Source organism: Vibrio crassostreae, assembly GCF_041439375.1.
In the GTDB taxonomy this organism is placed as follows: Bacteria; Pseudomonadota; Gammaproteobacteria; order Enterobacterales; family Vibrionaceae; genus Vibrio; species Vibrio crassostreae_D.
On record NZ_JBGONY010000030.1, the window covers coordinates 21871 to 45487 of the forward strand.

Sequence of the window (23617 nt, forward strand, 5' to 3'; positions counted from 1 at the left end):
AGTCTTTAAATGCGCTTCAACATAGCCAAATAGACCAATAGCCCTCCTTAGATAGCCAAGTTCGAAACGAAAAAAAGCCGAAAGTAGACACTTTCGGCTTTTGATTATTTATATCATTATGGTCGTACTACTGAACTCGTCGGTTAGACCGCTTTTCAGTATTCAGGCGATCAATTACAACTAATTTCATCCCAGAACCAATTCGATTGAACTGGGCTTTCCCATACGCCCGGGCCGTTTTTAGCCACGAAGCACTTGCCGTTATGCGTCACTTTGTCGCCATTACTCACTTGGCTAACGCCCGCTTGCCACGTGATAAACACAGATGGGTCAACAACGACAGGTGGCTCGGTAACAGGTGGGGCAACTGGTGTTGGGTCTACCGGAACGGGATCAACAGGTGTAGGCTCGACTGGTGCTGGCTCGGTCACTACCGGCGGCGTTGGCTCACCTGCCACTAATTTCCAAGGGCCGCCGTTGGCAGGATCATCCCCTTGTGTCCACCATTTCGCTTCGTAGGTTGCGCCATTATGAGTCACTTGGTCGCCCGCGTTGTAAACCTTGGTCGCACTCCAACCATTACCACCCGGATCAGTACCAGGATCTACCGGATCCAGCTTATCGACAACTTTCACTTCAGGCCAACTCGCATGAGAACCATAAAAGTTGGTCACACACTTTTCGTAATCGCCAGCCACCAGCGCGGAATAAGCAGTTTGGAAACCAACCAACTCGCACTCAAATGAATACCCTTCTGGGCGATCTGCGTAGTATTTCCAGTTGCCATCCCAGTTGGTGTACAACACATCAGTCGCGCCGTTGAGGTTCAAGCTTCCGTAAGGTGTTTGCTGCCAACAGGTATTGGCTTCATCCGCTTCTACAGGAATTTCATAGTGAGCCGCTAACCCTTCCCAGTAACGAATACGGTTAACTGGTTGGCCCTTGTCTTTATTCTGTTCACCACACTCAATACCACCGTTGATCACGTTGATTGTGGTACCAAACCCATAACCAATACCGGCATCCAGTTCACGTTGAGATGGTGTCCATGTACGGTCAATGACATGCAGCATGGCAGGCTTAGGTGCTTGTGGTGTTAAGAAAAACCAGATAGCTGACGCTAAGTTCAACCAAGAGTCCGCTACCAAGCCCGGATTGTTGAGAAGCACTGTCGCGTCACCATCAAACATCACCTCAGAGAAAGCACCGTAGTTAAAGTGGTAAGAAAGCTGTTTAGCACCACGACCGAAGTAGCCCTGCCCCGCGGCACATGGCCAGCGAGCATTTTGCCAATCGTTCTGACCACAACCAGTGGTGTAGCCTTCTTGACCTTCTGACCACCCCATTTCACGAACATGTACCAGCGCTTGCTGCCACTCTTCTAGAGCTAATGGGTTATCTGAGGTGTTGTCTATCGCGATGTGACCGCCTGTCTCTTGAGAGAAGTGAGCAAAAGCGGTGATGATGGATTTCTTACAGATAGCATCAGAATCACGGCCATCAGTGTACTCTCCACAGAACGCAGGGAATTTACCAATCGCACGTAAGAAACGAGTGTAAGTGTATTCTGGCGCCGCCATCTGAGTAAGGAAATCCCATTCAGATTGAGGGAACACACGCTCAACCCGCTTTACGTTTTCAGGGTTAGATGGGGAACCGGGTTCAATCGCTTCAACGATTGTGTTCGAACGAGTTTGTAATGCTTGTGACCAGATCGCATACATAGGATCGGATGTTTTTGCTTGTTCAGCAGCTTGTAATGCCGACTTTTCAACAAGGTAACCATTCGGGTTTTGCGGATCAGGTTGAATGTTCAAAGACGCATGACTTTGCGCTGCCAATGTGCAGCCCAGTACTGTCGCCAAATATTTGATTTTTAACATGATGGATTCTCTTATCTGTCCTTAATAAGTCCATCAAAGAGTATGCGGCGCGTGAGAAATGGCCTAGCTGTTGCTGTGTGAATTTATAAAAAGTGCGAGTGATATTTTTGATATATAGCTCAACACAACAAAGCGTCTCATAGTTTCTTGAGCTGATATCTAGTTTCCAACTCATTTGGTTTCTAGGCATTGTTCATTTGATTTCTAGGTATGGCTCATAAGCCTTTAATGCTATGAGTCAATATAATGAATCGAAAAGAAAAAAGCCCCGAACTGAGTTCGAGGCTTAAGATCTTAATCAACGCTGGTTAAATCTCTAAGAGATTATTCCCACTCGATAGTTGCCGGTGGCTTACCAGAAATATCGTAAACAACACGTGAAATGCCGTTAACTTCGTTGATAATACGGTTAGAAACCTTACCTAGGAAGTCGTATGGTAGGTGTGCCCAGTGAGCAGTCATGAAGTCGATAGTTTCTACAGCACGTAGAGATACAACCCAATCGTACTTACGGCCATCGCCCATTACGCCAACTGAACGTACTGGTAGGAATACCGTGAATGCTTGAGATACTTTGTGGTAAAGGTCAGCAGCGTGAAGCTCTTCAATGAAGATTGCATCAGCACGACGCAGTAAATCACAGTACTCTTTCTTCACTTCGCCAAGTACACGAACACCTAGACCTGGACCTGGGAATGGGTGGCGGTAAAGCATGTTGTATGGAAGACCAAGCTCTAGACCGATCTTACGTACTTCATCTTTGAATAGCTCACGTAGAGGCTCAACAAGGCCCATTTCCATATCATCAGGAAGACCACCAACGTTGTGGTGAGATTTGATTACGTGTGCTTTACCTGTCTTAGATGCAGCAGACTCGATTACGTCTGGGTAGATAGTACCTTGAGCAAGCCATTTAGCATTCTTCAGTTTCTTAGACTCTTCATCGAAGATATCTACGAATACGTGACCGATGATCTTACGCTTAGCTTCTGGTTCAGCTTCGCCTTCAAGAGCGTCAAGGAAGCGTTGCTCAGCATCTACTTTGATGATGTTTAGACCAAACTTGTTGCCGAACATCTCCATAACCTGCTCAGCTTCGTTCAAACGAAGAAGGCCGTTATCTACAAATACACATGTTAGTTTGTCGCCGATAGCGCGGTGAGCAAGCATTGCAACTACAGATGAATCAACACCACCAGAAAGACCAAGGATAACTTCGTCGTCACCTACTTGTTCTTTAATACGTGCAACTGCATCTTCAATGATTGAAGCTGAAGTCCACAGACCTTCACAACCACATGCGTTAAGAACGAAGTTCTCTAGCATTTTTAGGCCGTTCTTAGTGTGTGTTACTTCTGGGTGGAATTGTACGCCGTAGTACTTCTTCTCTTCGTTTGCCATTGCAGCGTATGGGCAAGTGTCTGTTTCAGCGATCTTTGTGAAATCAGCTGGGATCTCAACCACTTTATCGCCGTGGCTCATCCAAACATCTTGAGTAGACTCAAGGTCTGCGAAAAGTGCAGATTCACCAGTCACTTGTACCGCTGCGTAGCCGAACTCGCGCTCAGTAGACGTTGCTACTTTACCGCCAAGTTGCTCAGCCATAGTTTGCATTCCGTAGCAGATACCGAATACAGGAACACCTGAATCAAATACGTACTGAGGTGCACGTGGAGAGTTCTCTTCCGTTACACTTTCAGGGCCACCAGATAGGATGATGCCGTCTGGATTGAATTCACGAATATCCGCTTCTTCTACGTCCCAGCTCCAAAGTTCACAGTAAACACCGATCTCACGAATACGACGAGCTACTAGCTGTGTGTATTGAGAACCGAAGTCTAGAATTAGAATACGTTGGTCATGAATATTTTTAGTCATTGTAAGCAGTCTTATTGGCTATGTGATAAAACGGAGGCGAGTTTACTCACCTCTGATTAACTCTTCAAGAAATAAAGCAAACGTTTTCGTTGGTTATCTGTAACCTCGTGTTTTGAAAAAATCAGAATTTCAGCAAAACAGGCGGTAGATATAATACCAATCACAGTAAGTAAGTGTTCAGTAGTAGCGCTGGAAAAAAGCTTGAGAACAAGGCTGTCTATTCAACAAAGAGTTCTGATAAGTAGTTATTCCACAATCAAAAATTCTAACGAAGTTATCGAGGTTTTTAACAAGCTAGGATGACCAGTTATTTACTACGGTTGGTATATTAATGTGCCGACTCAATCAGCACATTATTCAAACGTTTGGACGTATTATTAACCTAAACGGTAGTTAGGTGCTTCTTTCGTGATTTGAACATCGTGTACGTGAGATTCTTTCATGCCCGCACCAGAGATACGAACAAACTCAGCTTTAGTACGCATGTCTTCAACAGTTGCAGAACCCGTAAGGCCCATGCTTGAGCGTAGACCGCCCATCTGTTGGTGAACGATCTCTTTTAGACGACCTTTGTATGCGATACGACCTTCAATACCTTCTGGAACAAGCTTGTCTGCAGCGTTGTCAGATTGGAAGTAACGGTCAGAAGAACCTTGAGACATAGCGCCAAGAGAACCCATACCACGGTAAGACTTGTAAGAACGACCGTTGTAAAGGATAACTTCACCTGGAGCTTCTTCAGTACCAGCGAACATTGAACCAACCATCACACAAGATGCGCCAGCAACGATAGCTTTACAGATATCGCCAGAGAAGCGGATACCGCCATCTGCGATTACTGGAATACCGTATTCGTTAGCGACTTCAGCTGCATCTGCGATTGCTGTCACTTGAGGAACACCAACACCAGTAACGATACGAGTCGTACAGATTGAACCAGGGCCGATACCTACTTTAACCGCACTAACACCAGCTTCGATAAGAGCACGAGCGCCAGCGCCAGTTGCTACGTTACCACCGATGATTTGTAGATCAGGGTATGCAGCGCGAGTTTCGCGGATACGGTTAAGTACGCCTTCAGAGTGACCGTGTGAAGAGTCGATAAGTAGAACGTCTACGCCAGCTTCAACTAGAGCAGCAACGCGCTCTTCGTTACCAGCACCAGCACCAACAGCTGCACCTACACGTAGGCTGCCGCGCTCATCTTTACAAGCGTTTGGTTTACGTTCTGCTTTGTGGAAATCTTTTGCAGTGATCATTCCAGTTAGTTGGAAGTCATCATTTACAACAAGAACTTTTTCAACACGCGCTTCATGCATTTTCTCTTGAACTTCTTCACGAGTTGCACCTTCTTTAACAGAAGCAAGGCGAGCTTTAGGCGTCATTACTACATCAACTTTCTTAGAAAGGTCAGTAACAAAGCGAACGTCACGGCCAGTAATAATACCAACCAATTCGTTTGTTTCAGTAACAACAGGGAAACCGGCAAAGCCGTGTTTTTCAGTTAGGGCTACAACATCAGCGATTGTCGCGTCAGGGTTTACAGTTACTGGGTGAGAAACCACACCTGCTTCGTAAATTTTAACCTGGCGAACCATTTCAGCTTGCTGTTCAATAGACATGTTCTTATGAATGAAGCCTATTCCGCCTTCTTGTGCCAGTGCAATCGCTAGGCGAGCTTCTGTCACAGTATCCATCGATGCAGAGATCATTGGGATGTTTAGGGAAATATTCTTCGTCAGCTGAGTGCGAAGATCAGCTGTATTAGGGAGAACGGTGGAGTGTGCTGGCACTAGCAGTACGTCGTCGAATGTCAGCGCTTCTTTGGCAATTCTTAGCATTTGCAATATCTCACAATAATAGGAGTAAAAAGAAACAATCCAATCTCATCGTTTCGCCTAATGAGGGCAGCCAATTAAGGAAAATCAAACTGCATTTGGATTAGATATTGCGGACGGATTATACGGCCAACGAAATCGCTTGGCTACACATTTTTGTATTTTTAATTTGCATTTACCCCCTTGCTATGTATTATATTGCCGCTATCTTCCATACTCACGCCCTGTGAGATTCCAAGAAAGACCTTCCTTCAAGGAAAGATAGTGCTTCTATGACTAATCCAAACATCTTTACTGTTTCTCGCCTCAACTCAGAGGTTCGTCTCCTATTAGAAAACGAAATGGGAATAGTCTGGCTCGTTGGTGAAATATCAAACTTCTCTGCACCTGTATCTGGTCACTGGTACCTCACGCTTAAAGACTCTCGCGCTCAAGTTAAGTGCGCCATGTTTCGTGGCAATAACCGCCGAGTCACTTTTAAGCCTCAGAACGGTAATCAAGTGTTAGTCAAAGCTCGCCTGTCGCTTTATGAGCCACGCGGTGACTACCAACTGATCATCGAAAGCATGCAGCCAGAGGGTGACGGTAAACTTCAGCAAGAGTTTGAAAAGCTTAAGATGAACTTGGCGGCGGAAGGCTTATTTGCTCAGTCCAGTAAGCAAGCTCTTCCTGAACATCCAAAACGCGTTGGCGTCATCACCTCTAAAACCGGTGCAGCACTGTTTGATATTCTTGATGTCCTGAAAAGACGCGATCCTTCATTGCCTGTTGTGGTTTACCCGACCATGGTTCAAGGCGAAGAGGCGGCAATTCAGATTGCTCAGGCGATTGGGCGTGCCAATGAGCGCAATGAGTGTGATGTGTTGATCGTGGGTCGTGGCGGCGGTTCGTTAGAAGACCTATGGTGCTTCAATAACGAGATCGTAGCTCGCACAATCGCTGCAAGCCAAATCCCGATTATCAGTGCAGTTGGCCACGAAGTTGATGTCACTATCGCCGATTTCGTCGCAGATATGCGCGCTCCAACACCATCAGCAGCCGCTGAATTGGTTAGCCGTGATAACAGCCATAAAGAACAAGCTTTTGCGTCTAAACGTGCTCGCTTAGTCAGTGCGATTCGTCATGTGTTAATCAAACAAGCGCAATCAACTCAAACATTGAAGTACCGCTTAGAGAAGCAACATCCTAGCTACCAACTGCAAAAGCAGAGTCAGCAGCTTGATGACCTAGATATGCGTTTGCGTCGTGGTATGACTCAATACCTAAAGCAGCATGCACAGCGTGTTGAACGTAAACAGCACCAGCTTCAATTGAACTCGCCAATAAAGCGCCTTGGCGAACAGAAGCTACATCTACAACGTTCAGAGCAAAAGCTATTGGATGCGATGGATAAAACGTTACTAACGACTCGCCACCAGCTCGCTATGGCTGCAGAGAAGTTAGAAACCGTTAGTCCACTAGCTACCCTAAAGCGTGGCTACAGCATTACTCATTCAGCATCGAGCAAGACGGTATCATCGATTAACGATGTCGAAGTGGGCGAAGTGATCACCACCCAAGTTGAAGACGGTGTTATTGAGTCGCAAGTGACCACAAGAGTCGCTAAGAGCGAGCTTTAAGTTCGACTCGAACGTTTAAAATCAAAAAGCCCTATCGATAATCGACAGGGCTTTTTAGTCTCTAACGGTTTATAAAATCAATAATTCTAACCCTACTCAGTAGTAGAAGGCTCTTTCATGGTTAGCATCCCTTCCGTCACGATAAAGTTGATGATGAAGTCTAACCCTTGGCTCTCTTTGAGGTTGGTGAATACGTACGGCTTGGTTGGACGCATGCGTTGTGTGTCTTGTTCCATCACCTCCAGTGACGCGCCAACATACGGTGCTAAATCGATTTTATTGATAACCAACAGATCAGAGCGTGTAATACCCGGGCCACCTTTACGTGGGATCTTCTCCCCTTCCGCTACATCAATCACGTAGATAGTCAGGTCGGCTAACTCAGGGCTGAACGTCGCACTGAGGTTGTCGCCACCACTCTCTACAAATACCACATCGAGGTTCTTATGTAGCTTAGCCAGCTCTTCGACTGCTGCGAGGTTCATCGAGGCATCTTCACGAATCGCGGTATGTGGGCAGCCGCCTGTTTCCACACCGATAATACGATCCGGTTCTAGCGCTTCTGCTCGCGTGAGTATCTTGGCATCTTCTTGGGTGTAGATGTCGTTGGTTACCACCGCAATGTTGAGCTTGTCGCGAATCGCCTTACATAGCACCTCTAACAACGCTGTTTTACCAGACCCTACCGGGCCACCAATACCAATTCGAAGTGGTTGCTTATAACTTTCCATTGTCTACTTCCTTATATTCTTTTTACTACACCGTTCAAGCTGACCGCTATGAACGAAATAGTCGTGTGTATTGTGTTTCGTGCAGTGAACTTGCTAATGCCATTGATGGCGAAAAGCTACCTATCATCCAATCTTCAATCGTGCGTGCTTTCTCAATCACCTCGGGAAAGGTGTTAGTGATATTAATCAGTGCCAACTGCCCGTCGGTTTGGCCTAAAGGCACCAATTTGACTCCTGCGGTAACGATATTTTCAAGCCAGCTCCATAAGTAACCTTGCTTGAGGCTTTCTAAATCAATGCCCCAATGCTGAGCCGCCATACACATGCCCAACAGTTGGTTTGGGTGACTATCAACAGAGTCCACCAGCGAAATATCGATATCCAAGCGCTTCAACAAGGTATTCAATGCATGCCCACGCTGCTTTTCTTCTGCTCGCAATTCACTGGTTTCGCGGCTTGAGTACAAGTAGTTACACCAATGCTCAATTTCATCGAGTTCACCCTTTTCTAGGGCATGATAAAGGCGCTCTAAGATAGGTAATTCCAAGGTCGCGACACTGGAACTGACGATAGTATTAAGCCACTGTTCCATACTATCGCGATTGGTTACCCACCCCGCTTCAACCGCTAACTCTAAGCCTTGCGAGTATGTGAATCCACCAATCGGCAGTGACGGACTGATCAATTGAAACAGACGATAGATGGCAACATTTTCTGTTGTGTTCATAATCGCGCCCTCAGTCTTCTAGAATCGAAAAAGTTCGAGAGCTTACGCGCCTAACAGTAATAATGCGCTAGCTGAAGCCACACCAACCGACATCCATTTAGAGTAAACCGCGCGTCCAACCGATGTACCGATAACCATAAGAGCCAAAGCAGTGATGCTCATGCCTGCTGCAAACTGAGTTAGGTTGCTCGCAGCTTCAACGCCGTGTGCGTAACCATGGAAAAACAACATAGCAATAGAAGCGACTAATACGCTGTTTACACGCTTGGTTGATGGTGAGAATACGTGCCATAGGCAAAGGCTGACGACGAACAGAGAAGCGATAATGGCTGGTTCAACAATTACAGAGAAACCTAAGGCTTGGCCTGCGATAAGCCCAACCACCAACGAAGCCAATCCACCGCCAATCAAAGCGGCTTTTATCTTGGTTGAAAACGACAGTGCGCCAATTAACAGACCAAAAGCGATCAGCATAATCAGGTGATCCATACCTGTCACAGGGTGAGTTAAGCCAGACATAAATGAGTGAGACTCATGAACCGAATGCGAACCGTGCCCCGGGTGAGCGAAAGCCATCGTGGATGTTGTTAGAGAAGCCAGTGTGAAAGTACAAAAGCCAGCAGCTGTTTTAAAGTTCATCGCGAGTTCCTTGCGTTTATAATTATTGATATCGTGGTTGTATCTATAAATGGATGAGTCTCAAATGACTCGATTAATGATGGTGATGATGACCACCAGAGCGACCGCCATAAGCGCCGCCTTCTGGTTCAAACGGTTGTTTTTCGGTCGTCACTGTCGCGCCCAAGCCTTCAACCATTTCATCCAAAACATGGTCGTGTTGATAACGAACCCAGCCCGCTTCCACTTGCAGCGGAACATGTCGGTTACCAAGGTGATAAGCAACACGAGTTAACAGATGCGAGTCTTCACAGTAAACGGTCGACACGGTTTCCGGCGCCGCTTTCACTTCGACAGTTAAGCCACACTCACTAGTCAATTGTTCTCCACCACGCAAAATATGACCGCGTGGTAGAAACAATCCAGCATTGCGCCCGTCATCAAGCATCACCTTAAGACGGCTTTTAATGCGACTATCGATCGGCAGACTTAAATAGCCGTCCGGTGCATTTTGTATTTGAGTATTTAGTTGAGTCAGTTCAATCATGCTATTACCTCAATCTCCTTGTGAGATTTATAACGTTCAAATTAGGAGCCCTCAGCCAAGAGCTAAAATACGAGCTTCAGCTAAAGGACTTAAAATAAAAGCCTTCAGCCGAGCTATTAAAATAAAAAATATCTTTGAGCCATTGGCAGTTCTTCAGCCGGCTCACACGTCAGCAGTTCACCATCAGCACGCACTTGATAAGTCTGAGAGTCGACCTCAATTTTTGGCATCCAATCATTGAGCTTCATGTCGGCTTTGCTGATGTTTCGGCAGTTACTCACAACACCAATCAAGCTCTGCAGACCCAATTGTTTGTCGATGTTCTGTGCCTTGGCTTCTTTAGAGACAAACAACATTGATGTGTTCTGACATGCCTTGCCGTAGCTACCAAACATCGAGCGATAGTGAACTGGCTGAGGTGTTGGGATTGAAGCATTTGGGTCACCCATCGGCGCCATGGCGATCATACCGCCTTTCAAAATCACGCTCGGCTTCACACCAAAGAAAGCAGGTTTCCACAGCACGAGATCCGCGAGCTTTCCTGCTTCGATAGAGCCGATCTCATGTGCCATGCCGTGCGTGATCGCAGGGTTAATGGTGTACTTAGCGACATAACGTCTTAGGCGGAAGTTATCGCTGTAGTCAGAATCTTCTTTTAGGTTGCCACGCTGCACTTTCATCTTGTGTGCGGTTTGCCAAGTACGTGTTACTACCTCACCTACGCGCCCCATCGCTTGCGAATCCGAAGCGATCATCGAAAAGGCTCCTAAGTCATGAAGAATATCTTCTGCGGCAATGGTTTCACGGCGAATGCGCGATTCAGCGAACGCGACATCTTCAGCAATTGACGGTGACAAGTGATGACACACCATCAACATGTCTAAGTGCTCATCGACCGTATTGACCGTATAAGGTCGCGTTGGGTTAGTCGAAGAAGGCAGAACATTTGGTTCACCTGCCGCGCGGATAATATCAGGAGCATGACCACCACCCGCACCTTCAGTGTGATAGGTATGAATCACGCGATCACCGATGGCACCAAGTGTCGATTCCACAAAACCAGATTCGTTCAGAGTATCGGTGTGAATCGCAACTTGTACGTCCATCTCGTCTGCAACACTCAAACAAGTATCAATTGAAGCGGGTGTTGTTCCCCAGTCTTCATGCAACTTCAAACCCACAGCACCCGCTGCCACTTGCTCACGCAGTGCTTCCGGTTGGCTAGCATTGCCTTTCCCGAGTAAACCAAAGTTCATTGGGAATTGATCGAGTGATTCCAACATACGATGCATGTTCCACGGTCCCGGTGTACATGTGGTCGCGTTAGTACCGGTGTTTGGCCCCGTGCCACCGCCTATCATGGTCGTAACACCCGACGCCAACGCTTCTTCAATCTGCTGTGGGCAGATAAAGTGGATGTGTGAGTCGATGCCACCTGCCGTGAGGATCGAACCTTCACCTGCTAAAATCTCTGTGCCCGGACCAATCACTATATCGACGCCCGGTTGAACATCGGGGTTACCCGCTTTACCCAACGCTTGAACTCGGCCGTCTTTGATAGCGACATCGGCTTTTACGATGCCCCAGTAGTCCAAAACAATCGCATTGGTGATCACCAAATCAGGAGTTTCGGCACTTGGACGTTGACTTTGCCCTTGTCCATCACGAATCACTTTACCGCCGCCGAACTTCACTTCGTCACCGTATACGGTGTAATCCTTTTCAACTTCTAGCCATAAATCGGTGTCAGCAAGACGCACTCGGTCTCCGACTGTTGGCCCAAACATTTCGGCATAAGCCTGTCTGGATATCGTCGCCATGTTCAATCCTTTGTTATTTTCATTGTTTCCGTGAGAGCGCTTAGAGCTTGCCCATCACTTTCCCTTGGAAGCCGTAGATCTCTAACTTACCGGCGTAACGCACTAACTCGACGCTGCGCGACTGACCCGGTTCAAAACGGGTGGCGGTGCCTGCTGGGATATTGAGTCGAAAACCTTTAGTGGCTTCTCGATCAAAAATCAGCGAAGGGTTTGCTTCATAGAAGTGGTAATGAGAACCAATTTGAACAGGACGATCGCCAATGTTTTGAACCTTTACGGACGTCGTGTCTCGACCTTCATTGAGAGTGATGTCACCGGGAGCGGTTTCTACTTTTCCGGGTACGAAGCCTGAATATTGTTTGGTGGAACCAGCCATATTACTTCTCCCTACACGATAGGTTCATGAACGGTCACCAACTTGGTGCCATCAAGAAAAGTAGCTTCGACTTGTACATCTGGGATCATGGAAGGGATCCCCTCCATAACGTCATCGACGGTAAGCAGTGTGCGTCCAAAATCCATCAATTCCGAAACGGTTTTACCCTCACGGGCACCTTCAAGAATGGCACTGCTGATCAGCGCAATAGATTCTGGGTAGTTGAGTTTTAAGCCTTTTTGTTTGCGCTGCTGTGCCAGCATTCCTGCGCAGAAGATAAGTAACTTGTCTTTTTCTCTTGGTGTTAATTCCATTTAGCCACCCGCTGTTAGTGTTGTTTTCTTATTGCTCAAAAAGCATGAGCAGTAAGTGGGATTCAATCACAGCAAGCTTGAAAAAATGTACCGAGGGCCGGAAGGCGCCCCCGGTACAAATAGGGCTAATCGCTAAGTCGCCCAAATCCTTGGTAAATCAGGAGTCGTACCACATAAATGAGAGCGAGTTGCTTGCCAAATCTGACCAAAGGCTTGGAGGATATCCTCACTCCAATTCCCCAAGGCTCGCACCACAATCAATCCTTCTATCTGAGTAGCGCCCAATATTAATGTGGGTTCACTCGACGTTTTTGATGTAACTGATTGCTGTGAAGCTTGCTGTGTAATAGATAAGAGCAAGCTCTGTACCAACTCTAAATCTTGCTTCTCATTTGAGGTGATATAAAAGGTTCCCATCATTGAAAAATCAAGTAACCCCATATTTATCATCAACTTATCGCCACCATGAAAATTAAAACCTTCAGTCAGAAGCCTTTGATTATCAAGATAGATTTCCGTTTTCCCAACAAGGTGACCTCGCTCAAATCCCTCATTCTGTGCAGGTCGTCCAAAACAGTGCATCTCCCACCCCCAAAACTGTGCACCCTTTTCTAGACGAATTTCAGTGTCTAGGCGCACGTGTGCATTGGGGAAAAAGATGTTCTCTTGCGGCATCCATTCCAAGCGCGCACCTTTCTTGACGCGCAGGGTTTGCTTCTGCTTGGCGTACTTATTGTTAGAACGATAGAACTTGGTCGCACCGGGTGTGGTGATCAACGTATGAGCACCGCTTTCTACGGTTGCCTCAATATTAAGAGTGTCACCACCTACCACTCCGCCGGGGGGATGAAGTAAGTAGGTGTGACACGTTTCCCCATCAGGATACAAGGGACGTTGCACCGCAAGCGGACCAGACTGCTGACGATTCTTTAATACGGTTTTGTCACCACGGTCGACAAAGGTGAGGTTTAAGCTCGCTTGCCAACCATCTCGAATATCTTGTTCGATGGTCTCATTCAGAGACAAGGCTTCTACTAAAGAAGCGTTCCTTACTTCATTCGGAGAAAAGAGAGAATTCATACGGTTAGGTACTCCTTAATCAAGGACTCATTGAGCCCTTTCATTTCACCTTCAGCCACCTGACGCCCACGGTCGAGAATACAAAAACGGTCACCGACCTTTCTCGCAAATGGCAGCTTCTGCTCTACCAACAGAACCGTGAGCCCCATCTTCTCGTTGAGCATACGAATGATGTCTCCAATCTCTTGTACAATATTGGGCTGAATACCTTCTGTTGGTTCATCCAAGATCAATAGCTTTGGATTAACCACCAACGCACGCCCAATTGCGAGTTGCTGCTGCTGACCACCGGATAAGTCACCACCGCGGCGATGCATCATCTCTTTCAAGACAGGGAAGATATCGAAAATGAACTCTGGAATCTTACGATCGCCCTTCTCTCGAATCGGCAAGCCAACCTCTAGATTTTCTTGAACAGTGAGCATCGGGAATATCTGACGACCTTGCGGCACATAACCGATCCCTTGGCGAGGACGATCCTCGGCGTCGGTTTTTAGTAGCGACTCGCCCGATAAAGAGATGTCACCACTTTCAACCTTAATCAGCCCCATGATACATTGCAGCAACGTAGTTTTACCGACGCCATTGCGGCCCATTAACACCGTGCATTTACCCTCTGGGATCTGCATATCCAAGTCCCACAAAGTGTGGCTCTCACCGTAATATTGATTAACTGATTTAACCTCTAACATCCTATTCTCCGAGATAAACTTGTTTAACTTCAGGGTGAGCCTGCACTTGGTCCATGGTGCCTTCTGCCAACACGTGACCTTGATGAAGCACGGTGACATGGCTAGCAATCGAACGAACGAAATCCATATCGTGTTCAACCACGACCACTGAGTGCTTGCCTGCCAGTGAGTTAAGTAACTCAGATGTGCGGTCCATCTCTTGGTGAGTCATACCTGCAACGGGTTCATCCACCAGCAACAGCCTAGGGTTTTGCATCAGTAACATGCCGATCTCTAACCACTGCTTTTGCCCGTGAGACAGGTTGCCTGCCAAGTTAGCCGCTTCGTCTTTTAAATGAATCAGCTCAAGCACAGAGGTCAGTTTGTCTTTCTGCTCGCCAGACATCCCGGCAGTGAAAGTCGCCCACACCGAGCGATCACCTGCCATGGCTAATTCAAGGTTCTGCCACACGGTTAAACATTCAATCACGGTCGGCTTTTGGAACTTACGCCCAACACCTGCATTGGCAATTTCAGCTTCGTTCATCTTGAGTAGATTGATGTTCGAACCTAACCACACTTCGCCAGTGTCTGGCTTAGTTTTCCCGGTGATGATGTCCATCATGGTGGTTTTACCTGCGCCATTAGGGCCAATGATGCAGCGCAGTTCGCCCTCTTTGATATAAAGATTGAGATCGTTTATCGCTTGGAAACCATCGAAGCTTTTATTAACGCCTTCCACGTACAACAACACGTTGTGACGGGTATCGATGGCAGGATGAATATCGGGTTTAAGGTAATCAAACACTTCGTCTCGACGAGTGAACGCCTGAACCGACTCTTTTACGCTGTTAAATGTGGTCATGCGATCGCCTCCTTGCCTTTATGTTGATCATCCTTATCTTGTCCTTCGCCTTTTGCATTCGATGCCTTGCGTAGCTGTTGCCATTTTTCGCTAACAAAGCCAATCACACCTTGTGGGAAGTACATGGTTGAAAGAACGAATAGTCCACCGAGAGCGAATAACCACACCTCTGGGAATTCAACGGTAAACCAGCTCTTGGCGTAGTTGATGATCAGAGCGCCAACGATGGCACCAAACAGAGTGGCGCGGCCGCCTAAGGCAACCCAAACCACAATTTCAATCGAGTTAAGCGGTGCAAATTCACCTGGGTTGATGATGCCGACTTGAGGCACATAGAGCGCGCCAGCAATACCCGCGATAACCGCAGACAAAACGAAGACCCAGAGCTTAATGCCATCGACGTCGTAACCCATAAAGCGGGTGCGAGATTCAGTATCACGAATCGCTAAGGCCACACGTCCTAATCGACTGGTCACGACCATGCGACACGCTATATAGCTAAGGATGAGCGAGATACCCGTCGCGACAAACAGACCAATCTTGACCGCATCACTCTGTAAACTCAGGCCAATGATGTCTTTAAAATCCGTCAGTCCATTGTTACCACCAAAGCCCATCTCGTTGCGGAAGAACGCCAACATCAAAGCGTAAGTTAACGCTTGAGTCATGATCGAAAGGTAGACACCAGACACGCGAGATCGGAAAGCCAAATAACCGAACAAATAGGCCAATGCGCCCGGCACCAACACCACCATTAAGCAAGCAAACCAGAATTGATCAAAACCCTGCCAGAACCACGGCAACGCTGACCAATCAAGGAACACCATGAAGTCAGGCAAAATAGGATCGCCATAAACCCCACGATCACCAATCTGGCGCATTAAGTACATGCCCATCGCATAACCGCCAAGCGCAAAGAAAGCACCGTGGCCTAAGCTCAGTATGCCGAGGTAGCCCCACACCAGATCGAGCGCCAACGCCAACATCGCATAGCTTAGGTATTTGCCCATCAGCGAGATAGTGAAAGTCTCGACATGAAGCGGGTGTCCACTTGGTAACACGGTATTAGCCAGTGGGATTAGAATCACGGCCGCAAGAATGGCAAGGATGGTCAGTTGACCACCTTTATCACCACGCATCGCCGAAAGTACAAATGATTTAGACTGCATGATGTTGTCCTTAACCTTCAGCCGCACGACCACGTTGCGGGAACAATCCGCGTGGGCGTTTTTGAATAAATAGAATGATGAAAACCAGTACTAGAATCTTGGCGAGCACTGCGCCAGCCCAAGGATCTAAGATCTTATTGAACAAACCAAGGCTTAAGCCTGCGACTAATGTTCCCCACAAGTTGCCTACTCCGCCGAACACCACCACCATGAAAGAATCGATGATGTACGCTTGCCCCATATTAGGGCCAACGTTAGTCAGTTGAGAAAGTGCCACACCCGCGACACCCGCCACGCCAGAACCTAAACCAAAGGTCATCGCATCAACTCGTTCAGAACGAATGCCCATCGCACGCGCCATGCCACGTTTTTGAGAAACCGCACGAACCTGCAAACCTAGTGGTGTCTTTTTCAAAACCATCAACAAGCCCAAAAACACCAAACCACAGAATAAGATGATATAAAGTCGGTTGTAGGTCAGAGATAACATTGGGTTCAATTGAAGTGCGCCAGACATCCATTCAGGCGTGCTCACTGAGCGGTTAAGTGGAGAGAAAATAGAGCGAACGGCTTGTTGCAAGATCAAGCTGATACCGAAGGTCGCGAGCAAAGTTTCCAATGGGCGACCGTAAAGATGACGAATCACGCTGCGCTCAATCGCAATACCGACCAGACCAGACACAATAAATGCAGCCGGAATAGAGAGAATTAGCGCTAAACCGATGTGATTCGGCATTAGTAGTTGCAATACATAGGTGGTGTAAGCGCCAATCATGATCAGCTCGCCATGAGCCATGTTGATCACGCCCATCACACCAAAGGTAATCGCCAAACCTATTCCTGCTAGCACCAACACAGAACCTAAACTCAAGCCGAAGAACACTGTCTCAACACCCGAATAAAGTGCTTGGCTCTGTTGATAATCATCCATCGCTCTCTCTGCTGCCGCCAAGACTTTTGGGTCTTGTTCGCTGTTGAGCAATTGATTCAAGGTTTTGAGTACTACTGAATGTTTGAAGTCACCGACTCGGTCAATCAAAACCACACGATCGTCAACCGTGGCACTCTTATCAAGAGAAGTGAAAATGGCTAACGACAAGTCCATCAACTCAGCGACTTTTCCCTCTGACTCACTGGTTCTCAGCACAGCTAAACGATCGATGATGTTAGAATCTTTGGTACCGAGCAGATCCAGAACCGCTTTATAACGTACGTCTGGGTTACTGCTGTTCAGTCCAATAGAAGCAATTTCGCCGCGCAAGATCCCGCGAAGTTTATTGTTCACGCGAACCTTTTTAAACTGTCTCGCATTCTCGATACTGAGGCTTGATTCATCCCACACAGACTGAGCCGAGGTTGCCGTTTTAATACTTTGAATTAGGTAAAGCTGTTTGTACTGCTCACTTTGTTTGTCATTAAAGTAATAGAGATCACCGTTTAACCAGCCATCCAAAATAGGTTTCGACACATCTTCCATTTGCGTCTCAATAACCCAATCAATAGCTAATTCTTTATCCGATGTTTTCTTACCAACTAGCGCCTTGGTAAAACTAGCTTCATCCGTTATTCCAGCAAAAGCCAACTGAGCACTGACAGCCATAAGCAGCAGCGCTTTAAATACGTTCAATAGTTTTTTCATCCCTGCTTCCTTAATCCATCGAGCTAGATTTTGTTATTTTTGCTCGATGGATATGTGGAGAATAATGATTACTTGAAACGTGATCCTTTCGTTAGTTACGCTCCTAAATAAAGCGTTCTTCCCTAATCCGAAAGGCTCAATGTTTCTGACGAATCGATCTAGTTACCGCCAGAACACTTCTTGGTTTCGACGTTAAACGCACCACATGAGAATGGTTTCGACCAACTAGAGAACAGCTTCGCTGATTCAGGTAGGTAGCTCGACCAAGCATCACCCGCCACTAGGCCAGTGGTTTCCCAAACGATATCGAATTGACCATCGTCTTGGATCTCACCGATCAGGACTGGCTTAGTAATGTGGTGGTTTGGCAGCATGGTTGAGTAGCCGCCAGAAAGGTTAGGTACAGACACACCAATCAAAGCATCTTGTACAGATTCCGGATCGGTTGTACCCGCGTTGGTTACCGCTTGCGCCCACATGTTGAAGCCCACATAGTGCGCTTCCATTGGGTCATTGGTGACACGCTTTTCACTCTTTATGAACGACTGCCACGTTTCAACGAACTCTTCATTGGCTTCGGTATCAACACTCATGAAGTAGTTCCATGCGGCTAGATGGCCTACTAGTGGTTCTGTGTCCATACCTGAAAGTTCTTCTTCACCAACAGAGAATGCAATAACTGGGATGTCTTCAGATGAAATGCCTTGTGCGCCAAGCTCTTTATAGAAAGGTACGTTAGCATCGCCGTTCACAGTAGAAACCACAGCGGTTTTCTTACCGGCTTCGCCGAACTTTTTGATGTCTGAAACGATAGATTGCCAATCAGAGTGACCAAATGGCGTGTAGTTGATCATGATGTCTTCTTCTGCGACACCTTTATCTTTTAGGTAAGCTTCTAAGATCTTATTGGTAGTACGTGGGTAAACGTAATCGGTACCTGCAAGTACCCAACGCTCAACTTCAAGCTCTTCCATCAAGTAATCCACTGCTGGGATCGCTTGTTGGTTTGGCGCGGCACCGGTGTAGAAAACGTTTTTAGAGGACTCTTCACCTTCATACTGTACTGGGTAGAAAAGGATGCTGTTGAGTTCTTCAAAGACAGGCAGCATCGATTTACGTGATACCGATGTCCAACCACCGAACACCACATCGACCTTCTCTTTTTCGATAAGCTCACGCGCTTTCTCAGCAAATAGCGGCCAGTTTGACGCAGGGTCAACCACAACAGGCTCTAGCTTCTTGCCAAGTAAACCGCCCTTTTTGTTCTGCTCTTCGATAAGCATTAGCACGGTATCTTTTAGCGTTGTTTCACTGATCGCCATGGTACCAGACAGTGAATGTAGAACGCCGACCTTGATGGTCTCATCAGCCGCAAGCACGGTAGCAGAAGAAAATGAAAGTGTTGTACACAGTGCAGCTAGCGATAAATTGAACACCTTGTTCATGATAGTACTCCATAATTGTATTTTTGTTATTCAATTACAGAGTTACAAGAAGAGTGCCAAACTTATAAATCAACAAGTTTATTTATAAGTTATTGTATTAATAGAATTTAAAATTAACTCACACCAGTAGAGTGCATAGTAATCATGTAACTATGTTTCATACTGGTGCAGCGGCGATAAGAATGAACCAAGATGACACATTCCTGTTCTTCAGATACAAAAAAGACCCAACACTTTAGTATTGAGTCTCTGGTATAACATCACCGATAGTCGTTCAAACCATGCAGTTTAAGGCTATTCCGCTGGTTGGAATTCGAATTTTACTCTCGATTTAGACTTAAGCTCGTTGCAATCGCCATTGCAAAAATAGCTCGCGGCACCACAGGCTTGAAGCTTCTCAAGTTGGCAGCTGCATTCAGGGCAAAACCCAACTTTAGTAAAGTGAGCCTGACAAGTTTCACAATGATATTTACCATCCCAACCAAGCTCAGACTGACACTTAGGGCAGATATTTTCACTCATTTGCATTTCCTAATTCACTACTCTGTTTACAATCTACTACTGCTGGGATTTAGCTTGCTTGATTTGGTACATGTTCTTATCAGCTTGTGCAATCAACTGGTCTAATCCTTGAGGCTCTTTCTCACAAGAAAGCCCGACACTCACTGAAAACTGCACATCATTGATATAAAGCGCTTGTTGCAGTGCTTTCTCTAAGCTGTGATAGAAGCTAACAACGCTTTCTTGATCATCAAAACAAGAGAACACCACAAACTCATCACCACCATAACGTCCTATCTTGGCACAGGCTGTAGTTGCCTCATCAAGAACCTCAGCAACCGCCAACAACACATCGTCACCGAAACTGTGGCCATAGGTATCATTTATCGATTTGAACTTATCGACATCAACAAACAGACACGCCATCACCTTTTGTGCAAAACAGCGCTTAGTTAACACTTTTTCGGCTTCATTGAACAATGCCCGACGATTCAAACAGTGAGTTAGAGAATCACGATTGGCGAAAAAGTTAAGCTGATTCTCCAGCTCAAACTTCTCTAGTGCGACCGAATACAGAGACGCTAATAGCTCTAAGATCTCGAGCTCAAATTCATGTGGTTCAGAGATGTACTGACTATAAATAGCAAAGGTACCCAAAACATTACCGCGCGACGATATAATGGGTACCGACCAACAGGCATGCAGATTGGCTTGGCTGGTTAAGGCTAAGAAAGGCGCCCAGTTTGGGTGTGCATTTATATTGGAGACCATCACTGCTTTCTTAAGCGCAGCTGCCTCACCACAGGAACCAATCCCGGCACCAATTCCCACCCCTTCTATCTGTTGATTGTAGAAATCAGGCAGGTTGGGGGCATATTCAAGATGTAGAGTCTTTGATTCGGAGTTGAGCAGTAAGATTGAAGCCATACGCTGACCAAAAAGCAGCTCAGTAAGCTGAATGATCTTATGGTTTAAGTCCTTGCGATCCATCCCAAGGGCAAGCTTCCGAAGCAAACTATTGACTGCTCGGTGGCCTTCTAATAAAAATTGTTGTTCCATTCGCTAAAGCTTTCAATTGTGTAATTGGGTACAGCTTGTTCTTATGCAAGCTTGTTATTGGTTAATAATAACACACTAAGTTAGTACCACACACAACCGAAGATCATAGGTTGATCTTTCGCTTTATCTATTTTGATCAGCGATCTACCCCAAAAAGAATATTTATATCACCACACACCGAAAGCATAAGTTACATGTGCTGCATTTCAATTTTAAATGGTCATTTATATCAAAAGTGACATTTTAAAACAGAATATACAGCACAACCCATTTCGATCTGTAGTCTAAATCATCGAATTACATGCGTCAGCATTTCAATATGCTGGTCATCTAGCTGGGTTAACTTAACGGATAATGTCTTAAGTTCTGAGGTGTTCTCGATGTGAGTACCACCACACGGAATAGACACCAAAGTATCGCTATCCAACTGCCATTCCCAATAGCGAGAGTCTGTTAATGTCTCGCCTTCCAGTCGCATCGCAACTGGTGTCGGCTCTGCAAGCCAGCCCGCAATCATCTGGTTGATGTCAGCTTCAATGCCATCTAGGTTTGCTAGCATGTCTGCAACGTTCAAACCGCGCTTCTTCAGGGTTTTGCCTAAACGATACTTATCGGTACACAGCTCTGGAGTCACAAAGCTCGTCACCTGTGCATAGCTATTGAAATCGTAGCTGCCAAGCGGATCTTTTCTGTCCGCATCTTTACGCCAGTAGCTTTCAGCCAATACTTTATTCAGGGCTAGAAAAGCGATGTGGCCAGCACTGTGACCACGGCTCAAACTGGCTTGATATTCTTTATCAACCGACAACACGACTTCGTCGCTAACCTTAATCATAGAAGCAGATGCGGGTAGCTGGTGGACAACCACAAACGCCCACCCTTCCGTATCACGCTTAACAGGAATATCTGCTGCGATATGAAGCTTGTCAGTAGATTGTTCTATTGCACCAACAAGGCACTCCTCCACTGGATATTGAACGTCACCAACAGTCACAAAGCCTTGGTCTGCCGGATGATCAGGCCAAATATGGCTAACAGGGTGGAAAGGTGTTACGTCGGTGATCAAGTAAGTTTTACTGTCATCACTTTCAACGTACAGCGCTTTAGCATTGAACTGCCAGGCCTGATGACAAAATTTAGTGATGGTTGGTGTGATTGCTGACGCAGGTGTAATCAAATCGCTAGTAGTCATATCGTTCTTCTTTGGGAATCTAGTCTGATTCGTTAAGCCATGATGATAAAAATATATTTTTATGGCTTAACGTGAATTTTGCTTAAAAAAATACCCGAGACAGGCTCGGGTATCAAATCTATTGGAAAGGTTTACTTACGACCTTTAACCATGCTCATCATACGTTTACGTTTGCGTTCTTGAGAAATTGTCAGCTTGTTTGTCTTAGCTTCAAATGGGTTCTCGCTGTTCTGGAACTGAATGCGAATAGGTGTACCCATAATTTCTAGTGAACGACGGTAGTAGTTCATCAAGAATCGTTTGTATGAATCTGGCAAATTACGAACTTGGTTACCGTGGATAACGATAATCGGTGGGTTGTAGCCACCAGCGTGCGCGTATTTCAGTTTCACACGACGGCCACGAACCATAGGCGGTTGGTGATCATCAGTCGCCATCTTCATGATACGAGTTAGCACAGAAGTACCAACACGAGTCGTCGCTGACTTGTAAGCTTCTTGTACAGACTCAAACAAGTGACCAACACCAGTACCGTGAAGTGCAGAGATAAAGTGAATACGTGCGAAATCAACGAAACCTAAGCGACGGTCTAGCTCTTTCTTAACGCGTTCTTTCACGTCGTTATCTAGGCCATCCCACTTGTTTACAGCAATAACAATTGAACGACCCGCGTTCAACGCAAAGCCTAACAAGCTTAGATCTTGATCAGAGATGTTTTCGCGAGCATCGATAAGCAGCAATACAACGTTGGCATCTTCAATCGCTTTCAGTGTTTTAACTACTGAGAACTTCTCTACCGTTTCGTTGATGTTTTTACGACGACGAACACCCGCAGTATCGATTAGAACGTATTCACGCTCATCACGTTGCATTGGGATATAGATAGAGTCACGAGTTGTGCCTGGCATATCGTAAACAACCACACGTTCTTCACCAAGAATACGGTTAGTTAGTGTTGATTTACCTACGTTAGGACGGCCAATGATCGCTAGCTTGATTGGTTGATCTTGAAGACGCTTGAATTCTTCTTCAGCTTCTTCTTCTGTAAATTCAACCTGCTCTTCTTCTTCGTCTTCAAACTCAGTTAGATCGCTTACTTCGCCATTTTCCGCTTTTAGCGCTTCTGCGAATGGGTTAAGAGCAAGGTCAATCAGTGCAGTAACGCCACGACCGTGCGCCGCAGCGATTTGGTACATGTCTTCTACACCTAGTTGCCAGAAGTCAGCACTTGCAGCATCAGGGTCGATACCATCAACCTTGTTTACTACTAGCATTGAAGGCTTTTCTAGTTGACGTAGGTGCTTAGCAATCGCTACATCAGATGGTGTTAGACCAGCACGGCCATCTACCATAAATAGAACAACATCAGCTTCATCAATCGCTGCTAGCGACTGTTCAGCCATTTTAGTTTCAACACCTTCTTCGGTACCGTCGATACCGCCAGTGTCAATAACAATAAAGTCATGCTCGCTAAAATGAGCATGGCCGTATTTACGGTCACGCGTTAAGCCAGGGAAATCCGCAACCAATGCATCACGAGTTCGAGTCAATCGGTTAAATAACGTAGATTTACCTACGTTCGGACGCCCTACTAGAGCAACAACAGGTACCATAACAACCTCTACAATTTCTTCTCTAAATGTAG

Annotated in this window: 21 protein-coding genes; 1 reads left to right on the top strand and 20 read right to left on the bottom strand. The window is 46.3% G+C overall.

The annotated features are described in order from the left end of the window. Positions 1 to 170: 170 nt before the first annotated feature. From ACED45_RS13620 to guaB, 3 genes are all read right to left on the bottom strand, one after another. The gene (locus ACED45_RS13620) at positions 171 to 1883 is read right to left on the bottom strand and encodes a chitinase (RefSeq protein WP_371714267.1); all 1713 of its coding nucleotides are present in this window, start codon (positions 1881 to 1883) and stop codon (positions 171 to 173) included. Positions 1884 to 2207: 324 nt separating this feature from the next. Next, the gene (guaA, locus tag ACED45_RS13625; protein WP_019820323.1) at positions 2208 to 3761 is read right to left on the bottom strand and encodes a glutamine-hydrolyzing GMP synthase; all 1554 of its coding nucleotides are present in this window, start codon (positions 3759 to 3761) and stop codon (positions 2208 to 2210) included. Positions 3762 to 4138: 377 nt separating this feature from the next. Beyond that, positions 4139 to 5602, bottom strand: coding sequence for an IMP dehydrogenase (gene guaB, locus ACED45_RS13630; protein ID WP_048669208.1), 1464 nt, complete (start codon positions 5600 to 5602; stop codon positions 4139 to 4141). Between the two features lie 269 nt (positions 5603 to 5871). On the opposite strand from guaB, the gene xseA reads away from it, so the two are divergent. Then, positions 5872 to 7218 carry an exodeoxyribonuclease VII large subunit gene (gene xseA / locus ACED45_RS13635; protein WP_102431889.1) on the top strand — a complete coding sequence of 449 codons (1347 nt, stop codon included), beginning with the start codon at positions 5872 to 5874 and terminating at the stop codon, positions 7216 to 7218. A gap of 92 nt (positions 7219 to 7310) precedes the next feature. Here the strand turns inward: xseA and ureG are convergent, their stop codons facing one another. From ureG to der, 17 genes are all read right to left on the bottom strand, one after another. Next, positions 7311 to 7949 (bottom strand): urease accessory protein UreG, encoded by a 639-nt coding sequence (ureG, locus tag ACED45_RS13640; RefSeq protein WP_017062498.1) that lies wholly within the window; start codon positions 7947 to 7949, stop codon positions 7311 to 7313. Positions 7950 to 7995: 46 nt separating this feature from the next. Next, complete coding sequence (locus ACED45_RS13645; protein WP_108083377.1) at positions 7996 to 8676, bottom strand: urease accessory protein UreF; 681 nt, start codon at positions 8674 to 8676, stop codon at positions 7996 to 7998. A gap of 42 nt (positions 8677 to 8718) precedes the next feature. Further along, on the bottom strand, positions 8719 to 9315 hold the full coding sequence (locus ACED45_RS13650; RefSeq protein WP_048663724.1) for a HupE/UreJ family protein: 597 nt from the start codon (positions 9313 to 9315) through the stop codon (positions 8719 to 8721). A gap of 73 nt (positions 9316 to 9388) precedes the next feature. Further along, positions 9389 to 9841 carry an urease accessory protein UreE gene (gene ureE, locus ACED45_RS13655; RefSeq protein ID WP_048669212.1) on the bottom strand — a complete coding sequence of 151 codons (453 nt, stop codon included), beginning with the start codon at positions 9839 to 9841 and terminating at the stop codon, positions 9389 to 9391. A 116-nt stretch (positions 9842 to 9957) separates the two neighbouring features. Then, a complete protein-coding gene (ureC, locus tag ACED45_RS13660; RefSeq protein ID WP_102431885.1) occupies positions 9958 to 11661 on the bottom strand; it encodes an urease subunit alpha in 1704 nt (567 codons plus the stop codon). Between the two features lie 40 nt (positions 11662 to 11701). Next, the gene (locus ACED45_RS13665; RefSeq protein ID WP_004735120.1) at positions 11702 to 12037 is read right to left on the bottom strand and encodes an urease subunit beta; all 336 of its coding nucleotides are present in this window, start codon (positions 12035 to 12037) and stop codon (positions 11702 to 11704) included. 11 nt (positions 12038 to 12048) lie between these two features. Beyond that, positions 12049 to 12351, bottom strand: a complete 303-nt coding sequence (gene ureA, locus ACED45_RS13670; protein ID WP_107899057.1) for an urease subunit gamma — start codon at positions 12349 to 12351, stop codon at positions 12049 to 12051. 132 nt (positions 12352 to 12483) lie between these two features. Further along, on the bottom strand, positions 12484 to 13431 hold the full coding sequence (locus ACED45_RS13675; protein ID WP_102431883.1) for an urease accessory protein UreD: 948 nt from the start codon (positions 13429 to 13431) through the stop codon (positions 12484 to 12486). After that, positions 13428 to 14123, bottom strand: a complete 696-nt coding sequence (urtE, locus tag ACED45_RS13680; protein WP_371714268.1) for an urea ABC transporter ATP-binding subunit UrtE — start codon at positions 14121 to 14123, stop codon at positions 13428 to 13430. Before urtE ends, ACED45_RS13675 begins: the two co-directional genes overlap by 4 nt. Before the next feature lies 1 nt (position 14124). Then, positions 14125 to 14967 carry an urea ABC transporter ATP-binding protein UrtD gene (urtD, locus tag ACED45_RS13685; RefSeq protein ID WP_371714269.1) on the bottom strand — a complete coding sequence of 281 codons (843 nt, stop codon included), beginning with the start codon at positions 14965 to 14967 and terminating at the stop codon, positions 14125 to 14127. Next, on the bottom strand, positions 14964 to 16136 hold the full coding sequence (urtC, locus tag ACED45_RS13690; protein WP_102431880.1) for an urea ABC transporter permease subunit UrtC: 1173 nt from the start codon (positions 16134 to 16136) through the stop codon (positions 14964 to 14966). Before urtC ends, urtD begins: the two co-directional genes overlap by 4 nt. Before the next feature lie 10 nt (positions 16137 to 16146). Next, the gene (urtB, locus tag ACED45_RS13695; protein WP_371714270.1) at positions 16147 to 17775 is read right to left on the bottom strand and encodes an urea ABC transporter permease subunit UrtB; all 1629 of its coding nucleotides are present in this window, start codon (positions 17773 to 17775) and stop codon (positions 16147 to 16149) included. A 158-nt stretch (positions 17776 to 17933) separates the two neighbouring features. Then, positions 17934 to 19220 (bottom strand): urea ABC transporter substrate-binding protein, encoded by a 1287-nt coding sequence (gene urtA, locus ACED45_RS13700; RefSeq protein WP_076650847.1) that lies wholly within the window; start codon positions 19218 to 19220, stop codon positions 17934 to 17936. 294 nt (positions 19221 to 19514) lie between these two features. Next, positions 19515 to 19742, bottom strand: a complete 228-nt coding sequence (locus tag ACED45_RS13705; RefSeq protein ID WP_107899061.1) for a zinc ribbon domain-containing protein — start codon at positions 19740 to 19742, stop codon at positions 19515 to 19517. Between the two features lie 36 nt (positions 19743 to 19778). Then, positions 19779 to 20780 (bottom strand): sensor domain-containing diguanylate cyclase, encoded by a 1002-nt coding sequence (locus ACED45_RS13710; protein WP_102431876.1) that lies wholly within the window; start codon positions 20778 to 20780, stop codon positions 19779 to 19781. Positions 20781 to 21069: 289 nt separating this feature from the next. Next, complete coding sequence (locus ACED45_RS13715) at positions 21070 to 21972, bottom strand: metal-dependent hydrolase (RefSeq protein WP_108083371.1); 903 nt, start codon at positions 21970 to 21972, stop codon at positions 21070 to 21072. 131 nt (positions 21973 to 22103) lie between these two features. Then, positions 22104 to 23585: a ribosome biogenesis GTPase Der gene (gene der, locus ACED45_RS13720; protein ID WP_017629857.1), complete on the bottom strand. Its 1482-nt coding sequence runs from the start codon at positions 23583 to 23585 to the stop codon at positions 22104 to 22106. Positions 23586 to 23617: the final 32 nt, after the last annotated feature.